We start from the raw sequence: 21,015 nt of genomic DNA on the forward strand, positions 1-21,015 counted from the left end.
GCAGCTTGAGAAAAGAGCGTAGCCGAAAATTAGCGGCTTTGTCGCGTCAGAAGGTTAAACGATTAAGGAATAAGGTATAGCGAGGGAAATCAGGCCGGTTTCCCGGCCTGTGAGAGGTTAACGCAGTTCGAACTCGCCCTGGTTAACGCGTGCGGAATCAACGCCGATAAAGACATTGAATTTGCCTGGCTCCGCATCGTACTTCATCTTCTGGTTCCAGAATTTCAGCGCATTGATATCGATCGGGAAGCTAACGGTTTGGGTTTCGCCCGGTTTCAGGTTCACCTTATCAAAACCGCGCAGTTGTTTGACCGGGCGACTCATTGACGCGGTGACATCCTGCAAATACATCTGAATAACCGTTTCGCCTTCGCGTTTGCCGGTATTGGTCACTTCAACGCTGGCGGTCACTTTGCCGGTGCGCGTCATCGACGGTGCAGACATCTTCACGTCAGAAACCTTGAAGGTGGTGTAGCTCAGGCCATAGCCAAACGGATAGAGCGGGCCGTTCGCTTCGTCGAAGTAACGAGAGGTATATTTATTCGGTTTATCGGCATCATACGGACGCCCGGTGTTCAGGTGGCTGTAATAGACCGGGATCTGCCCGACAGAGCGCGGGAAGGACATCGGCAGTTTACCGGACGGGTTGTAGTCACCAAACAGAATATCGGCAATAGCGTTGCCGCCTTCGGTGCCGGCAAACCAGGTTTCCAGAATGGCGTCGGCTTGCTGATCCTCTTTCACCAGCGCCAGCGGGCGACCGTTCATCAGCACCAATACCAGCGGTTTGCCGGTGGCTTTCAGCGCGGCAATCAAATCACGCTGGCTCTGCGGAATGGTGATATCGGTACGGCTGGAGGCTTCATGCGCCATGCCCTGCGCTTCGCCCACTACCGCAACAACCACGTCGGATTTTTTCGCCGCGGCGACCGCTTCATCAATCATCGCTTGCGGGGAGCGCGGATCGACAACCACTGCCGGTTCATAAAGATTGAGAAAATTAACGATATCTTTGTCATTGGTGATGTTTGCCCCTTTGGCGTACACCACTTCACCTTTACCGGCCAGCGCGTTGCGAATACCGGTCAGTACGGTAACGGACTGATCGGCAACGCCTGCCGCAGACCAGCTGCCCATCGAATCGCGTTTGCTGTCGGCCAGCGGGCCCACCACCGCCACGGTGCCCGATTTTTTCAGCGGCAGCGTTTCCAGACGGTTTTTCAGCAGCACCATGCTTTCACGCGCCACTTCCCGCGCTTCTTTGCGGTGCAGACGGCTTTCGGCATTGGTATCTTTCGGGTCGCTCTCTTTCGGCCCCAGGTGGCTGTACGGATCGTTAAACAGCCCCATATCGTATTTCACATTCAGCACGTGGCGGGTGGCATCATCCAGCTCCGCCATCGTCACTTTGCCGGATTTCACCAGGCCCGGCAGGTATTTGCTGTAGTACTCGTCGCTCATACTCATGTTGATGCCGGATTTCAGCGCCACGCGCACGGCATCTTCCGGATCGGCGGCGGTACCGTGTTTAATCAGCTCTTTAATCGCCCCGTGATCGGAAATGGTGATGCCTTTAAAGCCCCACTCATCACGCAGCAGATCTTTCAGCAGCCATGAATCGGAGGAAGCCGGTGTGCCGTTGAGGGAGTTCAGCGCCACCATCACGCCGCCGCTGCCAGCGTCCAGCGCGGCTTTATACGGCGGCATATAGTCGTTGAACAGGCGCTGCGGGCTCATATCAACGGTGTTGTACTCTTTACCGCCCTCTACCGCGCCATAAGCGGCGAAGTGTTTCACGCTGGTCATCACCGCGTAGCGATCGGCCGGGCTTTTGCCCTGCATCGCTTCGACCATGGTGCGCCCCATTTCAGAGGTCAGGTACGTATCTTCGCCAAACCCTTCGGAAACGCGGCCCCAGCGCGGATCGCGCGAGACATCAACCATCGGCGCCCAGGTCATATTCAGGCCGTCGTCAGCGGCTTCATAGGCAGAAACGCGACCAACGGTTTTCACCGCATCAAGGTTAAAGCTGGAGGCAAGACCGAGGCTAATCGGGAAGACGGTACGCTGGCCGTGTACCACGTCATAGGCAAAAAACAGAGGGATTTTCAGGCGGCTTAGCTGCATCGCCTGATCCTGCATGGCGCGAATATCCTGCCGGGTGACGGTGTTAAAAATTGCGCCGACCTGGCTTGCTTTGATCATGTCGCGAATGGCTTCTTTTGGGTTATCCGGCCCGACGCTGATTAAACGCAGCTGGCCGATTTTTTCATCGACCGTCATTTTTTTGAGCAACTCAGTGACAAACGCATCCCTTGCTTCTGGCGTCAGCGGATGGTTGCCGAACATCTCTTCCGCCAGCGCTGGTTGCAGCGCGAGGCTCACAGCGACACCTACAGAACATAGCCATTTCATGTCGTTTACTCTCTTGTTTTTTCACCCATAACCGCGGTCACTGGCCGCGAAAGAAACGCAGTGTGCCATAATCCTGGCACGTGTTGCAGAGTTGGACTCTGATTTTTATGCGAATTCGCTCCCCCGTTTGGTTTTACGGGGCTAACATTAATGCGCACTTTACACGTCATCATGCATAACGCGCCAAAGCGGCAGGTCTTCACATTCTTATGACGCTTACTGAGATAAGCTTCCGGGCGCTAACGCCAGTAAAAAGCGGCCCGAAGAATGAAATGTCTTGAACAATGATTAGCCACAAGGAGTGGATAATGTCACATCCAAACAACGCGTTTATCAGCGAACTCAAACGGCTGGTTGGCGCTTCTCATCTGCTTACCGACCCGGCCAAAACGGCCCGCTATCGTAAAGGCTTTCGTTCTGGCCAGGGCAATGCGCTGGCTGTGGTTTTTCCCGGCTCGCTGGTCGAATTGTGGCGCGTTCTGCAGGCCTGTGTTAACGCCGATAAAATTATTCTGATGCAGGCGGCGAACACCGGGCTGACGGAAGGATCAACGCCAAACGGCAATGATTATGACCGGGAAATCGTAATTATCAGCACCCTGCGTCTTGATAAGCTGCATCTGCTGGATAACGGCGAACAGGTGCTGGCCTACCCTGGTACCACGCTCTATTCGCTGGAAAAAGCGCTTAAACCGCTGGGTCGCGAACCGCATTCGGTGATCGGCTCCTCGTGCATTGGCGCATCTGTTATCGGCGGGATCTGCAATAACTCCGGCGGTTCGCTGGTGCAGCGCGGCCCGGCCTACACCGAAATGTCGCTGTTCGCGCGTATCGATGAGCAGGGTAAACTGGTGCTGGTGAATCATTTAGGCATTTCGCTGGGGGAAACGCCGGAGCAGATCCTCAGTAAACTTGATGACGATCGTGTGAGCGATAGCGACGTGCTGCACGACCAGCGCCACGGCCACGATCATGATTACGTCACCCGCGTGCGCGATGTCGATGCCGACACCCCGGCGCGTTACAACGCCGATCCGCAGCGGTTGTTCGAAGCGTCCGGCTGTGCGGGGAAACTAGCGGTTTTCGCCGTGCGTCTGGACACCTTTCCGGCCGAAACGCGCCAGCAGGTCTTCTACATCGGTACGAATCAAACGGCAGTGCTGGCGGAGATCCGCCGTCATATTCTGGCGAACTTCGACCATCTGCCGGTCGCCGGTGAGTATATGCATCGCGATATTTACGATATCGCCGAACGCTACGGCAAAGACACCTTCCTGATGATCGATAAACTCGGCACTGACAAAATGCCGTTCTTCTTCACCATGAAAGGCCGCACCGAAGCGTTACTGGAAAAAGCGACGGTGTTTAAGCCGCATTTTATTGACCGCTCATTGCAAAAAATCAGCGGCTTTTTCCCGTCTCACCTGCCGCCGCGCATGAAAGCGTGGCGCGATAAATATGAACATCACCTGCTGCTGAAAATGTCCGGTGATGGCATTGCGGAAGCAGAAAACTGGCTGAAAACCTACTTTGCCAGTGCCGAGGGGGATTTCTTTGTCTGTACGCCGGAAGAAGGGAGCAAAGCGTTTTTACACCGCTTTGCCGCCGCCGGAGCGGCGATCCGTTACCAGGCGGTTCATGCGGATGAAGTGGAAGATATTCTGGCGCTGGATATCGCGCTGCGCCGCAATGACAACGACTGGTTTGAGCATCTGCCGCCGGAAATCGACAGCCAACTGGTGCATAAGCTCTATTACGGCCACTTTATGTGCCATGTTTTCCACCAGGATTACATTGTGAAAAAAGGCGTGGATGCCCATGCGCTGAAAGCGCAAATGCTGGAACTGTTACGCCAGCGTGGCGCGCAGTATCCGGCCGAGCATAACGTCGGCCATCTGTATGAAGCCGCCGAACCGTTAAAACGTTTTTATAAAGAAAACGACCCGACAAACAGCATGAATCCCGGCATCGGTAAAACCAGCAAGCGTAAGTTCTGGCAGGAAGACGCTGCTACGGATAACGCATCGTCAACGGCGATGAAATAACCCGGCGACGGGCTGTATTGTGTGCTCCTTTCGTAATAGAGTAGCGAACAGCGCCAGAGAAACGTTTCTATGGCCGCCTGCTTTGAAGGAGCACACCCGTCATGTCAGCTGTCGATATCTTATCCGGTCCTGCGGTGGTAGTGCGCGACGCCTGCCCTGAAGACGTTCACGCCATTGCTTCGCTTTACGCCTGGCATGTTCTGCACGGCCGCGCCTCCTTTGAAGAAGTCCCGCCTACTATTGATGAAATGCGCACCCGCATGAACAACATCGCCAGAGAGGGTTTACCGTGGATGGTGGCGCTCTATCACGGCATTGTGGTCGGCTATTGCTATGCCGGTTATTACCGTCCCCGCGAAGCGTATCGCTATACCCTTGAAGAGTCGATTTACGTGGATGCCAGTATGACCGGGCGCGGTATTGGCAGTACGTTGATGAGCGCGTTGATCGCACGCTGTGAAGCGGGTCCGTGGCGGCAACTGATTGCGGTGATTGGCGATGGCAACAACAATTCCGGTTCGCTGCGACTGCATAAAAAGCACGGTTTTGAGATTGCCGGGCAGTTGCGAAGCGTCGGCTACAAGAAAGGCGACTGGCGGGATACGCTGATTATGCAGCGTCCACTCAACGACGGTGACTGGACGCTGCCGGAGTAATTAATCGTTTTGCGCGGTCTGCTCACCCGCAGACGGGTTTTGCGCCATCTGCGCCGCTTTCTGGCGCTTATAGCTTAATGCAGAAGCCGGAACCGGCTGCACTTTGCCGGTTTCAATCCAGGTGCGTAAACGGCTGGCATCGGCAAAATGGGTAAATTTGCCAAACGCATCCATCACCACCAGCGCCACCGGTTTGTTGTTAATGACGGTGCGCATCACCAGGCAGTGCCCTGCCGCATTGGTAAAGCCCGTTTTGGTTAGCTGAATGTTCCAGTTATCGCGGTACACCAGGTGGTTAGTGTTGCGAAACGGCAGCGTGTACGCCGGGTTAGAGAAGGTGGCCATCTCTTCACGCGTGGTGCTTAACTGACCAATCAGCGGATACTGTTTGGTGGCAATCAGCAGTTTGCTCAGATCGCGGGCGGTGGAGACGTTGTGAATCGACAGCCCCGTCGGTTCCACATAGCGCGTATTCGTCATGCCTAAGGCTTTCGCTTTGGCGTTCATCGCCGCGATAAAAGCGTTATAACCGCCCGGATAGTGGTGCGCAAGGCTTGCTGCCGCGCGGTTTTCCGAGGACATCAGCGCCAGCAGCAGCATATCTTTACGGCTGATTTCGCTATTGAGGCGCACGCGAGAATAGATCCCTTTCATCTCCGGCGTCTGGCTGATATCCACTTTGAGTTTCTCATCCAGCGGCAGGTGCGCATCCAGCACCACCATCGCCGTCATCAGCTTGGTAATGGAAGCAATAGGACGCACCAGATCAGGGTGGCTGGAGTAGATAACCTGATTGGTTTGCAGATCGACAATCATCGCGCTACCTGAAGCGATTTCAGGTTGTGCGGCGGTGGTCGCCGCTGTGGTTTTCGCGACGGCAAACGGCGCCACGGGCGCAGCCAGGATTAACGCCAGGCTTAATAAGGAAACTCGAAATTTCTGCATGGTGAGATTTCTGAAAATTATTCACGCACGTTATTACGCACACCGCTTCTGTCAGCCGGAGCAATAACAGAGCTGGCTTTGGCATAATAGCCGCCACGCAGGGTTGTCGCCAGAGGATAATCGTTGCGAGAGATTGCGTTGCCGACATTTACGCCAGCAACGCAACAGGTTTAGAACAAGCGATAACCGTAACCCCACAGGATCACCGTCAGCGCCAGCAGCACTTCGAGCACCAGCACCCCGATCGCCAGCGTCGAGCTTGAGAAACTTAAGCTCTCTTCTTTATTGATATTCAGGAAGGTCGGGATACCGACATACAGCAAGTAGCCGGTGTAAAACAGCGCCACCGTCCCCACCAGCGCGCAAAGCCAGACCAGCGGATAAAGCGCCACAATCCCACTGAGAAACAGCGGCGTCGCCACATAACCGGCGAACACCATACAGCGCCCTAATGAAGGCCGCTGCGGCAAGCTACGCGCCATCCACCAGATAACGCGGCCCATTACCGCCACGCCTCCGAGCATCAACGCATAGAACAGCACCGCCAGATAGAAACCGGTAAACAATGACAGCGTCACCACACTGTTTTCGCCAAAATTCCAGCCGATTTGCGTGGTACCAATAAACGCGCATACAACCGGAATGGCCACCATGATTAATACATGGTGGGTGTAGTGATGCGAAATTGTCTCGTTTTCGCCTTTGATAACCTGCATTTCACGATCGGGATGGGAAAAGAGTCCCCAGACATGGTTCATAACGCCCCCTCGCTGACAGCCCGAACATCGACACTGTCAGTATAATTCACTATTGCGATTATTTTTTGTACAGCAACAAAAATGCCGCGACAACGAAACGGCGTCATTCCGGCGAAGGCGCGATATCGGGTGTATGCTTATAAGCGTTTTACCGGGAGGACGTAAAAACAATGGATATCAATCATCTGATTAGCCAGTACGGCTACGCCGCGCTGGTGATTGGCAGTGTGGCTGAAGGAGAGACAATTACCCTGCTGGGCGGTGTTGCCGCGCATCAGGGGCTGTTACGGTTCTGGCTGGTGGTGGTATCCGTGGCGCTTGGCGGCATGATCGGCGATCAGCTGCTTTATCTGGTCGGCAGACGCTACGGCACGAAAATCCTGCGCCGCTTCTCCCGCCACCGGGAAAAAATCCACCAGGCGCAGTCGCTCATCCGCCGCCATCCCTACCTGTTTGTTATCGGCTCACGTTTTATGTACGGCTTTCGCATTATTGGCCCATTGTTGATTGGCACCAGTCGCTTGCGACCGAAAATCTTTCTGCCGCTCAACATTGTTGGCGCCATCGTCTGGGCGCTGCTGTTTACCACCCTCGGTTACGTAGGCGGAGAAGTGATTGGCCCGTGGCTGCACCAGTTCGACCAGCATGTAAAACGCTGGATCTGGCTGATTCTTGCCATCGTGCTGGTGGTTGCGCTGCGCTGGTGGTTCCATCATCGGCGGAAAAAACGCCAGCGCAACGTGTCAAACGACTAAGCCGTTTTCGGTTTGAACTGCGGGTTAGCCAGCATAAAACCGCCATCAATAATCAACGATTGTCCGGTGGTGTAGCTGGCATGTTCTGAACAGAGCCAGGCGACCATGCTGGCTATCTCTTTGGTGGTGCCCGGTCTTGTCAGTGGAACAATGGGTAACGACCCCGGTTTTGCATCTTCGTCGCGCATGTTATTCATCGGCGTGGCTATTGCCCCCGGCGCGACGGCGTTTACCAGAATGTTGTGATCCACCAGCTCCAGCGCCATCGATTTGGTTAAGCCGCCGAGCGCGTGTTTGGCGGCAGTATAGGCGCTGGCGTCCGGCAACGGCGTATGCTCATGCACCGAGGTGATATTGACGATGCGCCCGCCCTGCCCCTGCTGCACCATGTGCCTGGCGGCGATTTGCGAGCAGAGAAACGCGCCGTCGACATCAACGGTGAAAATGCTGCGCCAGTCATCAAATTTCATCTCAAGAAACGGGGCTTTGCTCATCGCCCCGGCGTTATTCACCAGCACATCGATACGCCCGAAGCGGGAAATCAATGTCTCAATCGTCTGCGCCCCTTCCGGCAACTGGCTGAGATCGAGATGGATGGTTTCCGCCCGCCGCCCAAGATCCTCAATATGCAACGCAGCCTCTTTCGCGCCGTTTGCATCCGAATGCCAGGTAATGCCGATATCAAATCCCTGTTCGGCCAGCATCAGTGCACACTGTCGGCCAATCCCGGAATCGGCGGCGGTAACAATAGCAACTTTGGTTACAGGCATAGGTCGTCCTCTGGTTAACAAATAGACAGGTAAGTATAGGAAAAAGGCACAACTGCGTGAGATTGCCTACGCTTTTAACTACCTGCATATAAAAAGGACGAAGAAAATGATGAAGATACTGCTTTGGGCAATCCTGATTATCTTTCTGATTGGTCTGCTGGTGGTCACCGGTGTATTTAAGATGATCTTCTAAAGTACCGCCGGGTAGCGGGCGCTACCCGGCATGGCTGGTTAATTCCCCTTCGCGCTGTAATTCACCGGCACCCAGCGATAGCCATTCTCTGCTTTCATCACTTTTCCAATACCGGGGAAAGCAATATGTGCCGCTGCCACCCAGTCACCTTCGCGCGCGACCTGCGCCAGCACCTTTTCCCGGGTTTTTACCGCCTGCTGCTGGTTAACATCAAAATGGATCGCCACTTCCGGCTGCGGTAGTTGCACCGGATGCGCGTGAATAATATCGCCCCACAGCATCAGCGTCTTACCGCCGTGAGTGACGCGGTAAATCACGCTGCCTGGCGTATGACCCGGTGCCGGGATCGCTTCAATGCCGGGGATAATTTGCGTCGGCGCGCGGAAAGGGCTGAGCTTACCGGCATCTATCACCGGGCGCAGTGAGCGCTCGGATTCCGCAAAAGTATGGCGTTGCCCCTCTTCCACCTCTTTTTCATGTGCCGGGTTGAGCCAGAAATCAACATCCCGCTGATCGACCCGTACGGTGGCATTGGCGAACACCGGTTTGCCGTCGCGCTGAACGCCGCCGGAGTGATCGGCATGGATATGCGTCAGCAGCACGGTATCGATGGTGGCCGGATCAATGCCCGCCGCACGCAGGTTTTCCGGCAGATGGCCGCCCGCGTCGCCAAACAACTGCCCGGCACCGGCATCCACCAGAATTAATTGCTTACCGGTGTTAATCACAAAGGCGTTGATCGAGGTTTCGGCATTGACGGGTAAACTGGCCTGCGCCATCCGTTCCTGCAACTGCTCCGGGGTGATATGGGTCAGCAATTTGTCGAACGGCACCGCGACGGTGCCATCGGAAACGGCGGTGATTTGCCAGTCGCCCATTGCCATACGGTAAAAGCCCGGCGCTTGCGGCTGGTGCGTTGAGAGCGGTGTGGCGGCAATAGCGCCAAAACTCAAACCTGCCGTCGCCAGCGCCAACAGAAGTGGATAATGTTTCATACTCTTCTCCAGTCGTTTTCATTGCGCCAGTATCCGGCAACGGCTACTATCACTCCAATTGATTGGAGCAATAATGACTATCAAAGAGAATGATTTTCGCAAAATCGATCTTAACTTGCTGATCGCCTTTGCCGTGCTGTTTCGCGAACAGAGCGTTTCCGCCGCGGCGGATAAGCTGCATCTGGGTCAACCGGCGGTGAGCGGCGTGCTGTCACGCCTGCGCACGCTGTTTGACGACCCGCTGTTTATCCGTAGCGGCCATAAAATGCAGCCGACGGCCCGCGCCATCGAACTGCATACGGAACTGCTACCGCTGCTGGAACAGTTGCAGAGTGCCCTGTTTCAGCAAACGGCCTTTGATCCGCAGACTGCCAGCGTCACGCTGACGCTTGGCATGGCAGACTGGGTGGAAATGTGGCTGATGCCAAAGCTGATCCCGGCGCTGCAACAGGCCGCGCCCGGCATGCGTCTGAATGTGGTGGCCAGCGATCCATTCAGCGATGCCGGTCGGCTGGAAGGCGGCGAAATGGATATGGCGATAAGCGTCGCCGAGGCCGGGCCGCGCTGGCTGGAGCGCGAAGTGCTGACCACCATGCCGTTTATCACGCTCTGGCACCCGCAACAACTGACGTTGAGCGCACCGCTGGATATCGATACTTTTGCCGCACAGCCGCATTTAATGGTCAGCTACCGGGAAGCCACCAGCAGCCACTTCGACACGCTACTGGCCAAAACCGGCCATCAGCGCCGCATCCACTACACCACGCCGCACTTCGCCGCCCTGCCGGGATTACTGGAGACCATGCCAGCCCTGGCGACCGTACCGGCAGGCCTGGCGCAGGAGTGGCAGCGCAGACGAGGATTTGCGAGCAGCCCGCTGCCGCTGGATGTGCAGCCAATTGAGCTGGCGATGCTGTGGCATCAGCGCCACAGTAGCGATCCGGCGGTAATGTGGCTGAAAGAGTTTATCGCTAAGCGTCTTAACTGACGCGTTCTGCCCGGTTTGCGCGGGCGGAATGCGGGTTATTTCAGGCTCTCGCCGTTACTGGCGATGACAGCGCGATACCAGCATAAAAAGTTCTTACGCCTGCGTACCGGGGCCGCTGCCGTTATCATCGCGTTCGACATCAATAAAACCGCAACGTCTGGCGATCTTCGCTTTGGCGGCGCTTTCCAGATCAATTGGCTTTCACCGGGTGTAACTCATCACCACTTGCGCGCGTGCAGCCGCCACCCGGCACCACTACAACAATGTTATTTACTTTTTGGCGCTATTCATTCAGACCCCGGAAACAAAAAAACCTGACCTCCGGCAGTTGCCAGATGATCAGGTTTCGCCTGCTTGCACAGTAACAATCCACACCCGCGCTTCAACCCAGCTTTATTCGAGCGCATAACGAGACAGCCTGCGAAAGGTTCACCGGCGCGTGTCAGACGCCAACGCGGCTGCGCTGGCGGGCGATCGCTTGTGCGATATCGGCGGAATGTTTATAGGCGCGGATCTCGGTAAACAACTCGCTGGCCTCAGAATATTCTTTGCGTAAATAGCCGAGCCACTGTTTGATGCGCGCCACGTGATACAAACCGGTATCGCCCTGCTTTTCCAGCCGCGAATATTTCGCCAGTAGCGCGACAACCTCCGGCCACGGCATACGCGGCTCGTTGTACTTCACCACCCGGCTCAGATTCGGCACATTCAGTGCGCCACGGCCAATCATCACCGCATCGCAGCCGGTGGTGGCCATACAATCCTGCGCACTTTGCCAGTCCCAGATCTCGCCATTGGCAATCACCGGAATGGTTAACCGCTTGCGGATCTCGCCAATGGCATGCCAGTTAATGCACTCCGCTTTGTAGCCATCTTCTTTGGTGCGCCCGTGTACCGCCAGTTCGCTGGCGCCGGCCTGCTGTACCGCATCGGCAATTTCAAACGCGCGTGCGGGGCTGTCCCAGCCAAGACGCACTTTTACCGTCACCGGCAGGTGCGACGGCACCGCTTCACGCATCGCTTTTGCGCCACGGTAAATAAGCTCAGGATCTTTGAGCAACGTCGCGCCACCACCGCTGCCGTTGACCAGCTTCGACGGGCAACCGCAGTTGAGATCGACGCCCCAGGAGCCCAGTTCAACCGCGCGCGCCGCATTTTCCGCCAGCCACTGCGGGTATTGTCCTAAGAGTTGAATACGCACCAGCGTACCGGAAGGCGTACGGCTTTGACGATGCAGTTCCGGGCAGATTTTATAGAAGGATTTTACCGGCAGGCGTTTATCCACCACGCGCAAGAATTCGGTGATGCATAAATCATAATCGTTAACCTCGGTCAGCAGCTCGCGCACCAGCGAATCGAGCACGCCTTCCATCGGCGCCAGTAATACACGCATATCTCGCCCCATAAAAAAGAGGCGCCATAGTAGCGTCTCTGTTCAGGCGTGGAAAGTGCCTTTCTTCACTACACTTTTGGCTATATCGCGCGGTAAATCTTGTGGGAATGCATAACGTTCCTGAATGGAATGTTTGGTATGCTCACAATTCATGATGTGATCAGTAGCACGTTTTTCGCTTTAATTGTATGATGAATGCGTTTCGACAAGGGCTTTCACCATGAGTAACTCACTGAATATTATCTGGCAGTACCTTCGTGCGTTTGTGCTTATTTACGCTTGTCTCTACGCAGGCATTTTTGTTTCATCGCTGCTGCCTATTGCTATTCCGGGCAGCATTATCGGCATGCTGATTATGTTCGTGCTGCTGGCGCTGCAAATTCTGCCCGCCAAATGGGTAAATCCCGGCTGCTTTATTTTGATCCGTTACATGGCGCTGCTGTTCGTGCCCATCGGCGTTGGCGTAATGCAATATTACGACCTGCTGCGCGCGCAGTTCGGCCCGATTGTTGTTTCCTGTGCGGTGAGCACAATTATCGTCTTTTTGGTGGTGAGCTGGAGCACCCATCTGGTGCACGGCGAGCGTAAGGTGGCAGGACAAAAAGGGCAGAAAGAATGATGGCGTATATCTGGTGGTCGTTACCGCTGACACTGGCGGTGTTTTTCGCCGCGCGTAAACTCGCCACGCGTTTCAAGCTACCGCTGCTCAACCCGCTGCTGGTGGCGATGGTGGTGATTATCCCGATCCTGCTGGTGACGGGCATTCCGTATGACCACTATTTCCAGGGCAGTAAAATTCTTAACGATCTGCTGCAACCCGCCGTTGTTGCGCTGGCGTTTCCGCTCTATGAGCAGTTACATCAGATTCGCGCCCGCTGGAAATCGATCATTACTATCTGCTTTATCGGCAGCATGGTGGCGATGTTTTCCGGTACCGCTGTGGCGCTGCTGATGGGCGCGACACCAGAAATTGCGGCGTCGATATTACCCAAATCCGTCACCACACCGATCGCGATGGCGGTTGGCGGCAGCATTGGCGGTATCCCGGCAATCAGTGCGGTCTGCGTGATCTTTGTTGGCGTATTGGGCGCGGTGTTCGGCCATACCTTGCTGAACCTGATGCGTATCACCACGAAATCGGCACGCGGGCTGGCAATGGGCACCGCCTCACATGCGCTGGGCACCGCGCGCTGCGCCGAGCTGGATTATCAGGAAGGGGCGTTCAGTTCGCTGGCGCTGGTGATTTGCGGGATTATCACTTCGCTGGTCGCCCCGTTTCTGTTCCCGGTTATCCTCGCGCTGCTGGGCTAAAATTTGCGATACGTCGCGCATTTTTCGTTTGTGTTTCATAAGTTGCACATACAGTGTGAAGCGAATCACACATAGAGGCCAGGCAGCCCCGTAAACTACGATTCCAATACACTGCTATGAGGCACCGCTATGCATTCACGTTTTCACACTGCTTTTTCCGGGCTTGCGGAGAATCTACAGACCGCACTGGCTCCTCTGCTGGCGGATGAGCACTTCCCCGCCATGCTGAGCGCAGAGCAGGTGGCAACCTTGCAAAGCGCGACGGGGCTGGACGAGGACGCGCTGGCGTTTGCGTTGCTGCCACTCGCCGCCGCCTGCGCCCGCACCGACCTTTCCCACTTTAACGTGGGCGCGATTGCGCGTGGCGTCAGCGGAACATGGTACTTCGGTGCCAATATGGAGTTTTCTGGCGCGACAATGCAGCAAACCGTGCATGCCGAGCAGAGCGCTATCAGCCACGCCTGGCTGCGCGGTGAAAAAGCGCTCTCTTCCATCACCGTCAACTACACGCCGTGCGGCCACTGCCGCCAGTTTATGAATGAACTGAACAGCGGTCTGAATCTGCGCATTAACCTGCCGGGTCGCGCGCCGCATACGCTGGGCGATTACCTGCCGGACGCGTTTGGTCCAAAAGATCTCGACATCAAAACGTTGTTAATGGATCAACAGGATCACGGTTTTTCACTGCGCGGGGATGACGTCGCGCAGGCGGCTATTCACGCGGCCAATAAAAGCCACTCGCCCTACACGACTTCGCCGTCAGGCGTGGCAATTCTTTGTCGCGACGGGCGCATCTTCAGCGGTAGCTACGCGGAAAACGCCGCCTTCAACCCAACGCTGCCGCCATTGCAGGGTGCGCTGAATCTGCTTAGCCTCAGCGGTTTTGATTACGCGGATATTCAACGCGCCGTACTGGCGGAACGCGCCGATGCGCCGCTCACCCAATGGGATGCCACCGCCGCCACGTTGCGCGCGCTGGGATGTGAGAAGGTCGAACGCGTTTTGCTGAGTAAATGATCCTCGCTGCGGGTTCGCGCACGCAGTGATGAAAAACCCCGCAATTGAACTACCGTTTCTTGCGCTTGCCGTACGGGTAAAGTAGCCTGAGGGACATTCTAATCCTGTTCGAGTCTGCTGCATGTTAAAGCGTTTTACTTACAGCCTGTTAGTCCTTATCGGCTTACTGCTGTTAACTGCGCTTGGCTTAGACCGCTGGATGAGCTGGAAAACCGCCCCCTATATTTACGACGACCTGCAGGATCTCCCCTGGCGCCAGGTCGGCGTTGTCCTCGGCACCGCGAAGTACTACCGCACTGGCGTTATCAATCAATATTACCGCTACCGGATTCAGGGCGCGCTTAATGCATATAACAGCGGCAAGGTTAACTACCTGTTGCTGAGCGGCGATAACGCGCTGCAAAGCTACAACGAACCGATGACCATGCGTAAGGATTTGATTGCCGCCGGTGTCGATCCTGCCGACATCGTGCTCGATTACGCCGGTTTCCGCACGCTGGATTCGATTGTGCGCACCCGCAAAGTCTTCGACACGAACGATTTCATCATCATTACCCAGCGTTTCCACTGCGAACGCGCGTTATTTATCGCCCGGCATATGGGCATCCAGGCGCAGTGTTACGCCGTGCCGTCGCCGAAAGATATGTGGAGCGTACGCGTACGCGAGTTTGGTGCGCGGTTGGGCACAATTGCCGATCTTTACATGTTCAAGCGGGAGCCGCGCTTCCTCGGCCCGCTGGTGCCGATTCCGTCAATGCAGGAAGTGCCGGACGATGCGCAAGGCTACCCGGCCGTCACCGCCGAGCAGCTTATCGATATGCAAAAGAAAGGAAAAAACTGAAGCATCAGTTAATGGATGCGTTGCGGCTGTTGGTTTTTACTGGACGGACAAGCGTAAAACCACGCTCAACAAAATGGCGATGATCGATAACCGCACGGCTGGTTTTATCGAGCGTCCAGTGGCCATTTAACGCGTTGAAGGACAAGGCTTTCTCCCCGTCCGGCGTATTAACCAGGTATTCCCCGCTTTTTAAGTACCCTGCGCTACACACGATGCGCGCGGGCGGGCTGTTCTTCATTCTGAACTCGATTTTGCGAAAGCCGGTCGGTACCGGGCAAAAGTAAAAAAACGGCAATGCAGTGATTTTGATATCGCCAAGTGAGGCAATCACGTCGCCATCGCGCAACAGTTCGACATTTTTCAAAGAGAAGTTAACGGGTGAGTTTTTTTCATGCGGTAAATTATCAACAGTAAAATAAACAAAATTCATAAGCGCCCCTGAGCTGCGGATACAACATCATTCACAGATTCATTCTTTCAAGCGTAAGTAGCTATGGGCATACAGGCATTCAGAATTGACTTAAATATCGGGCACATGGGATGTACCCGACGTGCAAGCGAAGCGTCAGGCCACTTTGCTCTCATGCTGTTGCAGGCTACGCTGAAGGTCGTAGATCAGGCTTCTCACCATATCAGGCGTTAAATTAAAAAAGGGCGAATCAAACGTCGTTGCTCCCGCGCCGCAAGGCCCTGTGCTGCAACCAAACTTCACGACCACACCATCTAAATCCTCAACCACCCCTACCTGCCAGCCAATCACGGGAAGTGCAGGAAACGCGCCCTCACTGTTCATCCTTAATCTCCTTATTAATATTGCAACTTTATTGAGCGTAGCACCGAAGCAAAAAATTTAACAACTCACTGCGAGAGAAGTTTTTTGGGGAAAGGCGTGGGTTTACTTCATGGCAGAAAGCGGCAAACAGGCAAAAAAAAGCCCGCTCGTTGAGCGGGCCTGGTACAGACGATGGGATTATTTTTTACGTGCGTATTTCAGCGAGTCCAGCGCCACGGCGAAGATGATGATGCCGCCCTTGATGATGTACTGCCAGTACGGGTTAATACCGATATAGGTCAGGCCGTAGTTGATGACGGTGAAGATAATCACACCGGTCACCACACCCAGAACCGTACCCACACCGCCGCTGAAGGAAACCCCTCCCACTACGCAAGCTGCGATGGCATCCAGTTCATACATAAAGCCGAGGTTGTTGGTCGCAGAACCGATACGGCCCGCTTCCAGCATCCCGCCGAAGGCATAGAACACACCGGACAGCGCATAAATCATCAGCAGGTTCAGCGCTACGTTAACGCCGGAGACTTTCGCCGCTTCCGGGTTACCGCCGATAGCAAAAATGTTTTTGCCAAAGCGGGTTTTATTCCACAGCACCCAGACGAACGCCACCGCAATCAAGGCGTAGAAAGTGATATAGGACAAACGGAAGCTGCCCAGCGCAATAAAGCCCTGCGTAAAGGTCGAGAAGCCGCTGTCAAAGCCGGAAATCGGCGATGCACCAACAAAGTCGTAGTACAGGGAGTTGATACCGTAAACGATGATCATCGTACCCAGCGTGGTGATAAACGGAGTCACGTTCAGGTAAGCGATGACAAGGCCGTTCACCAGGCCGATAACCGCGCCGATGGCGCAGACAATCAGGATCACCACCGGAATCGGCATGGTAGCCATATCCGGGAATACTTTGTTGGCGTTTTCCATTGATTGCAGCAGCGTAGCGGCAACCACCGCCGCGAGGCCAACCTGGCGCCCGGCGGAAAGGTCGGTACCCTGGGTCACAATCAGCCCCGCTACGCCCAGCGCGATAATAATACGCACGGAGGATTGGGTCAGAATGTTACTTAAGTTCAGCAGACTTAAGAAAGTGGGATCCTGAAAAATGATAATGGCCAGTAACACTAAAAGAACAACGTAAATACCGCCGTCTTTCAGATAAGTGAGAAAAGTTTTCTTATTTAACGCACTCATGAGGAGCCCCTGATCTTAAAGGTGCAAAGACGCAAGACGGAGAATTTCGTTTTGCGTTGTCGTTTTAGTATCAACAATTCCGGAAACGAGGCCATTGCTCATTACCAGAATACGGTCAGTGATGCCTAACAACTCAGGCATTTCAGAGGAAATAATAATAATCCCCTTATTCTTTTTCGCCAGCTCGGCAATCAATTGGTAAATTTCAAATTTCGCACCAACGTCAATACCACGGGTCGGCTCATCGAGCATTAAAATTTCTGGCTGAGTTAATAACCAACGACCAATAATAACCTTTTGTTGGTTACCACCGGAAAGAGAACCAATTTGCGTGCGGTGGCCTGGTGTTTTTACACGCATCGAGTCGATGACCCACTGGGTATCGCTCTTCATGCGGCTATTATCCAACAAGCCCACTTTGTTTTTGTAATTCTGAATATTGGAAATAAGTGAGTTAAATCCGATATCAAGATAGGCGTAAATACCGGTGGAACGACGTTCTTCGGTCACCAGGGCAAAGCCATTATTAATCGCTTCATTGGCGTTGTGGTTATTAATCACTTTGCCATGCAATTTAATGGTACCAGAGGATTTTTCACGAATACCAAATAACGTTTCAACGATATCTGTACGTTTCGCCCCGACCAGACCTGCGATACCGAGTATTTCGCCTTTGCGCAAATCAAAGGAGATATCGCGAATAGAGGGCTGGCGCAACGAGGTAAGATTACGCACTTCAAGAATGGTTTCGCCCGGCACGTTGTGCTTGTCCGGGAAGCGCTGGTTAAGCGAACGGCCAACCATCATGGCGATGATCTTGTCCATATCCAGCCCTTCCAGCGGCTGGGTGGCAATCCACTGACCGTCACGCAGAATCGTAATTTCATCGCACAGCTGGAATATCTCTTCCATTTTATGGGAGATATAAACAATTCCACAGCCACGATCTTTCAGTTTACGGATAATTTTAAACAGATGATTGACTTCTTTTTCCGTCAGCGAAGAAGTCGGCTCATCCATAATGACAATTTTGGCGTCATAAGAGAACGCTTTGGCAATTTCAATCATCTGCATTTGCGATACAGATAATGTTCCCACGCGTGCTTTAGGGTCGATATCAATATCCAGCTCATCAAAAATGGCTTTGGTATCGTGGAACATTTTATCCTGATCGACAAACATGCCTTTGGTTGGATAACGACCCAGCCACATATTGTCCATCACGGAACGTTGCAACACCAGGTTGAGTTCCTGGTGAACCATCGAAATACCATTTTCCAGCGCTTCTTTCGCGGAATGGAAGTCGATTTCTTTCCCCTGAAAAAGAATGCTACCGGAATCTTTTTGATAGATCCCAAAAAGACATTTTAATAATGTTGATTTCCCCGCACCGTTCTCGCCCATTAATGCATGGATAGAGTGCGGACGGACTTTCAAATTGACATTATCGAGTGCCTTTACGCCTGGAAAAGACTTGTTGATATTGCTCATTTCCAACAAGAATTCACCTGACGACTGAGTATTATTGCTGACCATAATTATACCTTGTTGGCCTGGCATATCGTGTTATAAGGGCGCAACAGTCGTTGCGCCCAATGAGAACATGCTTTCTTAATATTATTTACCGGCGATTTCAGCCAGGTTGTCTTTATCTACACCAACGTATGGAATACGAACGACTTTATTTTCGATTTTCCAGTTAGTGCCATCTGCCGCGCCTTTGCCTTCGGCCAGGTTTTTCGCCAGCTCGAAGCTCGCTTTCGCCTGGTTGTTAGCATCGTTCAGCACGGTACCGGCCATTGCACCGGATTTCACCAGCGCCAGCGCTTCTGGCAGCGCATCGACACCGAAGACCGGGATAGACGATTTGTTGTGTGCTTTCAGGGCTTCAACCGCGCCCATTGCCATCGCGTCGTTGTTCGCGATAACCACTTCAATTTTGTTAGCGTTCGGGCCAGAGAGCCAGGCGTCCATTTTGTCTTTCGCCTGAGCGGTATCCCACATTGCGGTATCCAGAGCCAGCTGCTGAGTTTTGATGCCCTTATCATTCAGCTCTTTGATAACGTAAGTGGTACGTGCTTCAGCATCCGGATGGCCCGGCTCGCCTTTCAGCAACACGTACTGGATCTGGCCGTCTTTGTTCAGATCCCAGCCCTGGTTCGCCGCCCAGTGTTTAGCAATCAGGTCGCCCTGAATCACGCCAGATTCTTTGGAATCGGTACCCACGTAATAGGCTTTATCGTAGCTATCCAGCGCTTTGCGGGAAGGTTCTTTGTTGAAGAAAACAACCGGAACGTTTTGACCACGCGCTTTCTCAATCACCGTACCTGCCGCTGCCGGGTCAACCAGGTTGATCGCCAGTGCTTTTACGCCTTTCGCCAGCAGCACGTCGATCTGGTCGTTCTGTTTGGATTGGTCATTCTGCGAGTCGTTCATCAGCAGCTGAACATCTGGCGCTGCTTTGGCGTCTTTCTCAATAGCCTTACGGACAACCGACATAAAGTTGTCGTCATATTTATAGATGGTCACACCAATGCGGGTATCCGCTGCGTGTGCGGCTGCGCCAAAAAGCATGCTTGCCATAACAGCAGACAGAGTCAACACCTTCTTATTCATGGTATCTCCGGTTTTTTTATATGCAGGGTAGTTCTTGTGAATAATGCTCGGCGGGTCAGTTGTTACGAAGACGTTACTGCCGACCGAAGTTCACTCTAAAATTCCATTCGTCCGTGTCCGGGTAACGCTCCAGAAGTTCGCTTTCTTCGATGTTTCAAAGCGCTCACTTGTAGTGAAAGTGATTAATCACCGTTACATCGTGTTTCAGCTTCTAAAACGCTGACATCATAGTCAGCGCCTTGTTAAGATACTGTGAATTTACTCACAGATTGAAAACGGTTACATCATCGAAGTTTATAAGTTAGTGATCGGTGCCACAGTTTGTCGTGCGGTCACGGAATGGCGGCGTACCAGCGTCGGCATAAAGCAGTGCGCAGCCTCTGGATCCAGCTTACCTGCGGCCCCCTGCAACGCCAGCTCGGTCGCCAGTCGCGCCATTGAAGCGACCGGGTAACGCACCGTGGTCAGTTGCGGGTCGGTGTAACGCGCAATGGGAATATCATCGAAACCAATCAGTGATAAATGCTGTGGCACCGCAATGCCGTTGTCTTTCAGCGCCGTCAGCGCCCCCGCCGCCATGCTGTCGTTATAGGCAAAAACCGCGGTAAGTTGCAGGTTGCGCCCCAACAGCTCAACCATCGCCGCTTCACCGCCCTGCATGTCCGGCGAACCGGTGCCAACCCAGCTATCCGGGGCGTTAATCCCCTGCTCTTCCAGCGCGCGGAACCAACCTTCGCGGCGCATATCGTTGTCTTCAATCTGGTGGCTGGAGGCCAGATAACCGATGCGCTGATGGCCGTTATTGAGCAGCATGCGCGTAGCCATCACCGCCCCGCTGACGTTATCAAGGCAGACGCAGCGGTGCGCATAGCCTGGCACCAGCCGGTTGATCAGCACCATGCCGGGGATCTGCTCCATAAAGCCTGTCAGCTCTTCATCGCTTAGTGCTTTTGAGTGAACAATCAGGGCGTTACAACGCTGGCGGATCAGGACTTCGATGGCGTGACGCTCTTTTTCCGCCTCGTGATAACTGTTGCCAATCAACACATATTTTTCGTGCTGCTGCGCAACCGTATCCACCGCTTTCACCAGCGCACCGAAAAAGGCATCAGAGACGTCCATCACCACCACGCCAATGGTGTCGCTAACCTGCGTCGCCAGCGCCTGAGCATTGGCATTCGGGCGATAACCCAGCTGGGCGACGGCTTTCATCACCGTTTCGCGCGTTTCCGGGCTGACCAGCGCGCTGTTATTAAGCACACGGGACACCGTCGCGACAGAGACGCCCGCATGCCGGGCAACGTCACGAATGGTGATCATTTTTACCCACCTTTTC

Annotated in this window: 21 protein-coding genes; 9 read left to right on the forward strand and 12 right to left on the reverse strand. The window is 54.1% G+C overall.

Annotation, left to right across the window (positions count from 1 at the left end):
* Positions 1-117: 117 nt before the first annotated feature.
* On the reverse strand, positions 118-2,415 hold the full coding sequence (gene bglX / locus DFO56_RS12880; RefSeq protein ID WP_044489420.1) for a beta-glucosidase BglX: 2,298 nt from the start codon (positions 2,413-2,415) through the stop codon (positions 118-120).
* Between the two features lie 308 nt (positions 2,416-2,723).
* Here bglX and dld point away from each other — a divergent pair, with 308 nt between their 5' ends.
* Positions 2,724-4,460, forward strand: a complete 1,737-nt coding sequence (gene dld / locus DFO56_RS12885) for a D-lactate dehydrogenase (protein WP_020454367.1) — start codon at positions 2,724-2,726, stop codon at positions 4,458-4,460.
* A 101-nt stretch (positions 4,461-4,561) separates the two neighbouring features.
* A complete protein-coding gene (locus DFO56_RS12890; RefSeq protein WP_020454368.1) occupies positions 4,562-5,116 on the forward strand; it encodes a GNAT family N-acetyltransferase in 555 nt (184 codons plus the stop codon).
* On the opposite strand, the gene pbpG is transcribed toward DFO56_RS12890, so the two are convergent.
* A complete protein-coding gene (gene pbpG / locus DFO56_RS12895; protein ID WP_045510793.1) occupies positions 5,117-6,061 on the reverse strand; it encodes a D-alanyl-D-alanine endopeptidase in 945 nt (314 codons plus the stop codon). It abuts the gene before it with no gap.
* Between the two features lie 170 nt (positions 6,062-6,231).
* Positions 6,232-6,819, reverse strand: a complete 588-nt coding sequence (locus DFO56_RS12900) for a Yip1 family protein (protein ID WP_045510795.1) — start codon at positions 6,817-6,819, stop codon at positions 6,232-6,234.
* 170 nt (positions 6,820-6,989) lie between these two features.
* Here DFO56_RS12900 and DFO56_RS12905 point away from each other — a divergent pair, with 170 nt between their 5' ends.
* On the forward strand, positions 6,990-7,574 hold the full coding sequence (locus DFO56_RS12905) for a DedA family protein (RefSeq protein WP_045510797.1): 585 nt from the start codon (positions 6,990-6,992) through the stop codon (positions 7,572-7,574).
* Here the strand turns inward: DFO56_RS12905 and DFO56_RS12910 are convergent.
* Complete coding sequence (locus tag DFO56_RS12910; RefSeq protein WP_045510799.1) at positions 7,571-8,344, reverse strand: SDR family oxidoreductase; 774 nt, start codon at positions 8,342-8,344, stop codon at positions 7,571-7,573. The two genes, DFO56_RS12905 and DFO56_RS12910, sit on opposite strands and share 4 nt — an antisense overlap.
* Before the next feature lie 109 nt (positions 8,345-8,453).
* On the opposite strand from DFO56_RS12910, the gene yohP reads away from it, so the two are divergent.
* On the forward strand, positions 8,454-8,537 hold the full coding sequence (gene yohP, locus DFO56_RS12915; protein WP_000698460.1) for a small membrane protein YohP: 84 nt from the start codon (positions 8,454-8,456) through the stop codon (positions 8,535-8,537).
* Positions 8,538-8,575: 38 nt separating this feature from the next.
* Here the strand turns inward: yohP and DFO56_RS12920 are convergent, their stop codons facing one another.
* Positions 8,576-9,532: an MBL fold metallo-hydrolase gene (locus tag DFO56_RS12920; RefSeq protein ID WP_045510802.1), complete on the reverse strand. Its 957-nt coding sequence runs from the start codon at positions 9,530-9,532 to the stop codon at positions 8,576-8,578.
* Between the two features lie 73 nt (positions 9,533-9,605).
* On the opposite strand from DFO56_RS12920, the gene DFO56_RS12925 reads away from it, so the two are divergent.
* Positions 9,606-10,520: a LysR family transcriptional regulator gene (locus tag DFO56_RS12925; protein WP_045510804.1), complete on the forward strand. Its 915-nt coding sequence runs from the start codon at positions 9,606-9,608 to the stop codon at positions 10,518-10,520.
* Positions 10,521-10,962: 442 nt separating this feature from the next.
* Here the strand turns inward: DFO56_RS12925 and dusC are convergent, their stop codons facing one another.
* Positions 10,963-11,913: a tRNA dihydrouridine(16) synthase DusC gene (gene dusC, locus DFO56_RS12935; protein WP_045510810.1), complete on the reverse strand. Its 951-nt coding sequence runs from the start codon at positions 11,911-11,913 to the stop codon at positions 10,963-10,965.
* Positions 11,914-12,133: 220 nt separating this feature from the next.
* On the opposite strand from dusC, the gene DFO56_RS12940 reads away from it, so the two are divergent.
* The 4 genes from DFO56_RS12940 to sanA all read left to right on the forward strand — a co-directional run bounded on the left by DFO56_RS12940 (position 12,134) and on the right by sanA (position 15,082).
* Positions 12,134-12,532, forward strand: a complete 399-nt coding sequence (locus tag DFO56_RS12940) for a CidA/LrgA family protein (protein ID WP_045510813.1) — start codon at positions 12,134-12,136, stop codon at positions 12,530-12,532.
* A complete protein-coding gene (locus DFO56_RS12945; RefSeq protein ID WP_020454377.1) occupies positions 12,529-13,224 on the forward strand; it encodes a CidB/LrgB family autolysis modulator in 696 nt (231 codons plus the stop codon). The genes DFO56_RS12940 and DFO56_RS12945 overlap by 4 nt, the downstream gene beginning before the upstream one ends.
* 129 nt (positions 13,225-13,353) lie before the next feature.
* Positions 13,354-14,241: a cytidine deaminase gene (cdd, locus tag DFO56_RS12950; RefSeq protein WP_020454378.1), complete on the forward strand. Its 888-nt coding sequence runs from the start codon at positions 13,354-13,356 to the stop codon at positions 14,239-14,241.
* Between the two features lie 121 nt (positions 14,242-14,362).
* On the forward strand, positions 14,363-15,082 hold the full coding sequence (gene sanA, locus DFO56_RS12955; protein ID WP_020454379.1) for an outer membrane permeability protein SanA: 720 nt from the start codon (positions 14,363-14,365) through the stop codon (positions 15,080-15,082).
* Positions 15,083-15,086: 4 nt separating this feature from the next.
* On the opposite strand, the gene DFO56_RS12960 is transcribed toward sanA, so the two are convergent.
* The 6 genes from DFO56_RS12960 to galS form a co-directional block, all read right to left on the reverse strand.
* On the reverse strand, positions 15,087-15,512 hold the full coding sequence (locus DFO56_RS12960) for a hypothetical protein (RefSeq protein ID WP_020454380.1): 426 nt from the start codon (positions 15,510-15,512) through the stop codon (positions 15,087-15,089).
* A 135-nt stretch (positions 15,513-15,647) separates the two neighbouring features.
* On the reverse strand, positions 15,648-15,875 hold the full coding sequence (locus DFO56_RS12965; RefSeq protein ID WP_020454381.1) for a hypothetical protein: 228 nt from the start codon (positions 15,873-15,875) through the stop codon (positions 15,648-15,650).
* A gap of 177 nt (positions 15,876-16,052) precedes the next feature.
* Entirely contained in the window at positions 16,053-17,063 is a 1,011-nt protein-coding gene (mglC, locus tag DFO56_RS12970; protein ID WP_020454382.1) for a galactose/methyl galactoside ABC transporter permease MglC, read from the reverse strand.
* 15 nt (positions 17,064-17,078) lie between these two features.
* Positions 17,079-18,599 (reverse strand): galactose/methyl galactoside ABC transporter ATP-binding protein MglA, encoded by a 1,521-nt coding sequence (gene mglA / locus DFO56_RS12975; protein WP_020454383.1) that lies wholly within the window; start codon positions 18,597-18,599, stop codon positions 17,079-17,081.
* 81 nt (positions 18,600-18,680) lie between these two features.
* Positions 18,681-19,679, reverse strand: a complete 999-nt coding sequence (mglB, locus tag DFO56_RS12980) for a galactose/glucose ABC transporter substrate-binding protein MglB (RefSeq protein WP_020454384.1) — start codon at positions 19,677-19,679, stop codon at positions 18,681-18,683.
* A 294-nt stretch (positions 19,680-19,973) separates the two neighbouring features.
* A complete protein-coding gene (galS, locus tag DFO56_RS12985; RefSeq protein WP_020454385.1) occupies positions 19,974-20,999 on the reverse strand; it encodes an HTH-type transcriptional regulator GalS in 1,026 nt (341 codons plus the stop codon).
* Between the last annotated feature and the right edge of the window lie 16 nt (positions 21,000-21,015).

Source organism: Kosakonia sp. AG348 (genome assembly GCF_003337365.1).
Lineage (GTDB): Bacteria > Pseudomonadota > Gammaproteobacteria > Enterobacterales > Enterobacteriaceae > Kosakonia.